Annotated in this window: 6 protein-coding genes; 1 reads left to right on the forward strand and 5 read right to left on the reverse strand. The window is 71.3% G+C overall.

Going from position 1 to position 6,000, the window contains the following annotated elements:
* Positions 1-39 precede the first annotated feature (39 nt).
* The 5 genes from V6V47_RS19435 to V6V47_RS19455 form a co-directional block, all read right to left on the reverse strand.
* Positions 40-1,728: an acyl-CoA mutase large subunit family protein gene (locus V6V47_RS19435; RefSeq protein WP_334629692.1), complete on the reverse strand. Its 1,689-nt coding sequence runs from the start codon at positions 1,726-1,728 to the stop codon at positions 40-42.
* Positions 1,729-1,861: 133 nt separating this feature from the next.
* Positions 1,862-2,263 carry an Asp23/Gls24 family envelope stress response protein gene (locus V6V47_RS19440; RefSeq protein WP_334629693.1) on the reverse strand — a complete coding sequence of 134 codons (402 nt, stop codon included), beginning with the start codon at positions 2,261-2,263 and terminating at the stop codon, positions 1,862-1,864.
* A 149-nt stretch (positions 2,264-2,412) separates the two neighbouring features.
* Positions 2,413-2,829, reverse strand: coding sequence for an Asp23/Gls24 family envelope stress response protein (locus V6V47_RS19445; RefSeq protein WP_334629694.1), 417 nt, complete (start codon positions 2,827-2,829; stop codon positions 2,413-2,415).
* 233 nt (positions 2,830-3,062) lie between these two features.
* Positions 3,063-4,046, reverse strand: coding sequence for a methylmalonyl Co-A mutase-associated GTPase MeaB (gene meaB, locus V6V47_RS19450; protein WP_334629695.1), 984 nt, complete (start codon positions 4,044-4,046; stop codon positions 3,063-3,065).
* Entirely contained in the window at positions 4,043-5,242 is a 1,200-nt protein-coding gene (locus tag V6V47_RS19455) for an acetyl-CoA C-acetyltransferase (RefSeq protein WP_334629696.1), read from the reverse strand. The genes meaB and V6V47_RS19455 overlap by 4 nt, the downstream gene beginning before the upstream one ends.
* A gap of 62 nt (positions 5,243-5,304) precedes the next feature.
* On the opposite strand from V6V47_RS19455, the gene mce reads away from it, so the two are divergent.
* Positions 5,305-5,775, forward strand: coding sequence for a methylmalonyl-CoA epimerase (gene mce, locus V6V47_RS19460; protein WP_334629697.1), 471 nt, complete (start codon positions 5,305-5,307; stop codon positions 5,773-5,775).
* The last annotated feature ends 225 nt before the right edge of the window (positions 5,776-6,000 follow it).

Consider the following 6,000-nt stretch of genomic DNA (forward strand, 5'->3'; position numbering starts at 1 on the left):
CGCAAGTGCAAGATCGACGAGGGGTGGGGTCGACGCGGGTCAGAAGCGGGCGGGTTCGCGGTAGGTGCCCCACTCGGCGCGCAGGGCGTCGCAGATCTCGCCGAGGGTGGCTTCGGCGCGGACGGCGTCGAGCATGGCGGGGATCATGTTCTCGTCGGAACGGCTCGCCTCGATCATCCGGGTCACCGCCGCGCTGACCGCCGACTCGTCCCGCGCGCCCTTGCGCTCGGCGAGCACCCGGCGCTGCTCCAACTCCACCTCGTGCGAGATGCGCAGGATCTCCAGCTCCTTGGCGACCGTGCCGGTGTGGCAGTTCACCCCGACGATCTTCTTGTCGCCCTTCTCCAGCGCCTGCTGATAGACGAAGGCCGACTCGGCGATGTGCCCGGTGAACCAGCCGTCCTCGATGCCGCGCAGGATGCCGGAGGTCATCGGACCGATCTGGTGCGGCCCCTCCCCGCCGAGTTGCCGGATCCGCGCGAAGATCTCCTCCGCCTCGGCCTCGATCTTGTCGGTCAGCGCCTCGACGTACCAGGACCCGCCGAGCGGGTCGGCCACGTTGACCACGCCGGTCTCCTCCATCAGCACCTGCTGCGTACGCAGGGCGATCTCGGCCGACTCGTCGGTGGGCAGCGCCAGGGTCTCGTCCAGCGCGTTGGTGTGCAGCGAGTTGGTCCCGCCGAGCACCGCGGCGAGCGCCTCGACGGCGGTGCGCACCACGTTGTTGACCGGCTGCTGGGCGGTCAGGGACACCCCGGCAGTCTGTGTGTGGAACCGCAGCCAGAGAGCCTTCTCGCTGGTCGCGCCGTAGACGTCGCGCAGCCAACGGGCCCAGATCCGGCGGGCGGCACGGAACTTCGCGATCTCCTCGAAGAAGTCGAGGTGCGAGTCGAAGAAGAAGCTCAGCCCCGGCGCGAACACGTTCACGTCCAGCCCGCGCGAGAGCCCCAGCTCCACGTAGCCGAAGCCGTCGGCCAGGGTGTACGCCAACTCCTGCGCGGCGGTCGAGCCGGCCTCACGAATGTGGTAGCCGGAGACCGAGAGCGGCTTGTAGCGCGGGATCTCCCGAGCGCAGTACTCCATCAGGTCGCCGATCAGGCGCAGGTGCGGCTCGGGGTCGAAGAGCCACTCCTTCTGCGCGATGTACTCCTTGAAGATGTCGGTCTGCAGCGTGCCGTCCAGCTTGGACAGGTCGGCGCCCTGCCGCTCGGCGGCGACCAGGTACATGCAGAAGACCGGCACGGCCGGGCCGGAGATCGTCATCGAGGTGGTGACACCGGCCAGGTCGATGCCGTCGAAGAGCGCCTCCATGTCGGTGGCGGTGTCGATGGCGACGCCACAGTGGCCGACCTCGCCGAGCGCCTGCGGGTCGTCGGAGTCGCGGCCCATCAGCGTCGGCATGTCGAACGCGACCGAGAGCCCGCCGCCACCCGCGCCGAGGATCATCTTGTAACGCTCGTTGGTCTGCTGGGCGTTACCGAAGCCGGCGAACTGCCGGATCGTCCAGGTCCGCCCCCGGTAGCCGGTCGGATACAAACCCCGGGTGTACGGGAATTCGCCCGGCCAACCGATCCGCTCGAAGCCCGGATAGGCGGAGCCCTCCGGCGGCCCGTAGACCGGGTCGACCGGCATCCCGGACAGCGTGGTGAAGTCCGCGTCCCGCTTGCGCGCGGCGTCGTACCGGGCCTGCCAGCGTGCCCGTCCGGCGTCGATCTCGTCGGCGTCCATGCGCAGGGCTCCTCCTCGGGTCCTCGACTGCAACCCGAGTGTAGAACCATCGCCTGAACGATCGCTAAGTCACGTCGTACCGGTGGGTAACGTGCGGTGGAGGTTGTGCCCAACAGCAGCTGCAGCACGCGTACTACGCGGTCGGCTCGCCCATCGCCACATCGTCGACCCGGATGTTGACCGCGTCCACCCGCAGCCCGTACGCCTCGATCGTCTCGGTCACCCGGGCGCGCACCTGACCGGTGACCTCCGGCACCGGATGGCCGGCCTGGATCACCAGCACCAGGTTGACCACGACGGCGTCCCCGGTCACGTGGGCCGAGCAGCCCCGTCGGGCGTCACCCACCTGGTCCAGGCCGACCCGGTCGAGCACCGCGTTGAAGAAACGGGCCACGTCCCCGCCCAGCTCGACCACGCCGGGAACCGCGCGAGCCGCCGCGACGGCGATCTTCTCGATCACCTCGTCGGAGACCTGCGTCGTCCCGCCCACCGCTGCCGACGCCATGGTCAGCTCCTGCGTCGCCTCGTGGTCCACAGCCGCTCCCTGCTCCTCGCGCCGGGACACCGTCCGGCTCGCACCACCGTGGGGCGGCGCGAGCCCACAAGGACGACGTGCCGCCGGGGTGTCTCCTTGGCTGGTCGACGGGCGACCCGACAGCCGTCGCGCCGCCGGGCACCCACGCCTCAGGCTCCGACCGCTCCCGGCTGGTTCAGCTCGATGTCATCCACCGTGACGTTGACCTGGGTGACCGTCAGGCCGTACTGCTCGACCGCCCCGATCACCGCGGCCCGCACCGCCTCGGTCACGTCGGACACGACCTGACCTGCGTCGATGACGAGGACCACGTTGATGACCGCCGAGCTGCCGGTCACGTCGGCCGAGACGCCCCGGCGGGCATCGCCCGCCTCGTCCAGGCCGACCTTGTCCAGGATGCTGTTGAGGACCCGGGCCACGTCACCGCCGAGATCGGCGACGCCGGGCACCGAACGAGCGGCGGCGGCGGCGATCTTTTCCACGACCTCGTCGGAAACCGACGTGCCGCCCCGGGCCGCGCTCGTCGCGGCCGGCACTGCGCCGGCGTTCTCCACCGCGTCCGTCATGATCACATCTCCCCTGGTTCTGACGCACTGTGGACCGACCGGCCCGTCAGCCCGCTTCGCGGAAGCCTCGCCCCCGGCCATTCGCTGCGAGCCTACTAAAACCGGAGCGACCTTCGCCTCCGGGCACGCGGGCCGCACGGCCGTTCCGTCGTACGAGCGGTGGAGCCCCTGCGGACGCGAAGAATTCAAGCCGCTGCGCTGCCATTCGCCACAGCCGCCCGCGTCCTCCTGGTTCAGCGGGCGAGCTGGGCGAGCAACTGGTCCGCCGCCGTGTACGGGTCGTTCGCACCCTCGGCCACCGCGGCGGCGAGCGTGGACAACTCCGTACCGTCGCGAAGCGAACCGATCCGCGCGCGGAGCACGCCGAGTGCGATGGCCTCGATCTCGGCGGCGGCCCGCGCCTCCTGGCGGCGGCGCAGTTCACCGTGCTCGAGCAGCCAGCCGCGGTGCTTGTCGATAGCGGCGGCGATGTCGTCGATGCCCTCGCCTCGGGCGGCGATCGAGCGGACCACCTGCGGCCGCCACTGCCCCGGGCCGCGCTCACCGAGGGCGATCATGCCCTGGATGTCGCGGACCGTGGCGTCGACGCCGTCCCGGTCGGCCTTGTTGACCACGAACACGTCGGCGATCTCCAGGATGCCGGCCTTGACGGCCTGGATCGCGTCGCCCATGCCGGGGGCGAGCAGCACCAGCGTGGTGTCGGCCAGCGAGGCGACCTCCACCTCGGCCTGCCCGACCCCGACCGTCTCCACCAGCACCACGTCGCAGCCGGCGCCCTCCAGCACGCGGACCGCCTGCGGCGTCGCCGCCGCCAGCCCGCCGAGGTGCCCCCGGCTGGACATGGACCGGATGTAGACGCCCGGATCGGTGGCGTGGTCCTGCATCCGGACCCGGTCGCCGAGGATCGCCCCGCCGGTGAACGGGCTGGACGGGTCGACCGCCAGCACGCCAACCCGGTGCCCACGCGCCCGCAGCGCGCGGACCAGCTCGTTGGTGGTGGTCGACTTGCCCACCCCCGGTGAGCCGGTCAGCCCGACCACCTGGGCCTGCCCGGCGTACGGTGCCAACGCGGCGGCGATCTCCGGCAGCAACGCGTCGCCGTTCTCCACCAGCGTGATCAGTCGGGCCACCGCGCGGGGGTCACCCGTGCGGGCCCGCTCGACCAGCAGCGGCACGTCCCGACTGCGGCGCACCGACGCGGTGACCTGGTCACTCACTGGTTGGTCTCAGCCTTCCCCGGAACGTGGATGATCAGCGCGTCGCCCTGGCCGCCGCCGCCGCAGAGCGCCGCCGCGCCGGTGCCGCCGCCGCGCCGCTTCAGCTCCAGCGCGAGGGTGAGCACCAGCCGGGCGCCGGACATGCCGATCGGGTGCCCGAGGGCGATCGCCCCACCGTTGACGTTCACCTTCTCCGGGCTGATCCCGAGATCACGCGTCGACTGCACGCCAACCTGGGCGAACGCCTCGTTGATCTCGATGAGGTCGAGGTCCGCCACGCTCAGGCCGCCCTTCTTCAGGGCGTGGTTGATCGCGTTCGACGGCTGCGAGTGCAGGGAGTTGTCCGGGCCCGCCACGTTGCCGTGCGCGCCGACCTCGGCCAGCCAGGTCAGACCCAGCTCCTTGGCCTTGGCCTTGCTCATCACGACCACGGCGGCGGCGCCGTCCGAGATCGGCGAGGAGCTGCCGGCCGTGATCGTGCCGTCCTTGGCGAAGGCGGGGCGCAGCTTGGCCAACGACTCGACGGTGGTGTCCGGGCGGATCCCCTCGTCCTCGCTGATCACCAGCGGGTCACCCTTGCGCTGCGGGATCACCACCGGGGTGATCTCCTCGGCGAAGTGCCCGTTCTTCTGCGCGGTCGCCGCCCGCTGGTGGCTGGCCGCCGCGAAGGCGTCCTGCTCCGCACGGGAGATGCCGTGCTTCGTGCCGAGTCGCTCGGTGGACTCACCCATCGAGCAGCAGTCCCAGGCGTCGCTGAGCCCGTCGTGCGCCATGTGGTCCTTGACCACCACGTCGCCGTACTTGTAGCCGGTGCGCTGGCCCATCAGCAGGTGCGGGGCGTTGGTCATCGACTCCATGCCACCGGCCACCACGATGTCGAACTCGCCGGCGCGGATCAGCTGGTCGGCCAGGGCGATCGCGTCCAGACCGGAGAGGCAGACCTTGTTGATGGTCAGCGCCGGCACCGACATCGGCACGCCGGCCTCGACCGCCGCCTGTCGGGCCGGGATCTGACCGGCACCGGCCTGGAGCACCTGACCCATGATCACGTACTGGACCTGGTCCGGCCGGACACCGGCCCGCTCCAGGGCTGCCTTGATCGCGATCCCGCCGAGCTTCGTGGCCGGGAGGTCCTTGAGGTTGCCCAGCAGGCGCCCCATGGGGGTCCGCGCGCCGCTGATGATCACCGAAGCCATATCTGCCTCCGAGGGGGGAGCCGACCTGTACGCCTTAACGATTGTTCGGTCAGACTAGCGCCATGGCAGAGAACTCCCCCGCCGAGCCCGGTGCGGACTACATCACAGACATCGGCCTCCGCAAGATCGACCACGTCGGTATCGCGGTGGCCGATCTGGACGCCGCGATCGACTTCTACCAGCGGACGTTCGGGATGCGCTGCGTACACACCGAGACCAACGCCGAGCAAGGCGTCCGGGAAGCGATGCTGGCCGTCGGGCCGACCGCCGAAGGTGGCTGCGTGCAGTTGCTCGCCCCCCTGACCCCGGAGTCGACGATCGCCAAGTTCCTCGACCGCAACGGGCCGGGCGTGCAGCAGGTCGCGTACACCGTGGTCGACATCGACGTGGCCTGCGCGGCACTACGCGAGCGCGGGGTACGACTGCTCTACGACACACCCCGGCGCGGCACTGCGGACTCCCGGATCAACTTCGTGCACCCCAAGGATGCCGGCGGCGTCCTGGTCGAACTCGTCCAGCCCGCCACCGCCTGACCGCCCCACCCACACGCGCCACGCCCCGCCCAGCGCGGCGTCGCCCAGCGCGGTGTCGCGCTGCCCGCGCGGCGTCGCCCGGCGCAGCATCGCCCAGCGCGGCGTCGCCCGGCGCGGTGTCGCGCTGCCCGCGCGGCGTCGCCCGGCGCAGCATCGCCCAGCGCGGCGTCGCCCGGCGCGGTGTCGCGCTGCCTGCGCGGCGTCGCCCGGCGCAGCATCGCCCCA

It is taken from the genome of Micromonospora sp. CPCC 205539 (assembly GCF_036906815.1).
Taxonomy (GTDB): domain Bacteria; phylum Actinomycetota; class Actinomycetes; order Mycobacteriales; family Micromonosporaceae; genus Micromonospora.

Coding starts and splice junctions, on each gene's coding strand:
- V6V47_RS19445 (WP_334629694.1), bottom strand. CDS start 2,829: ATGACGGACGCGGTGGAGAACGCCGGCGCAGTGCCGGCCGCGACGAGC.
- V6V47_RS19455 (WP_334629696.1), bottom strand. CDS start 5,242: ATGGCTTCGGTGATCATCAGCGGCGCGCGGACCCCCATGGGGCGCCTG.
- V6V47_RS19435 (WP_334629692.1), bottom strand. CDS start 1,728: ATGGACGCCGACGAGATCGACGCCGGACGGGCACGCTGGCAGGCCCGG.
- mce (WP_334629697.1), top strand. CDS start 5,305: ATGGCAGAGAACTCCCCCGCCGAGCCCGGTGCGGACTACATCACAGAC.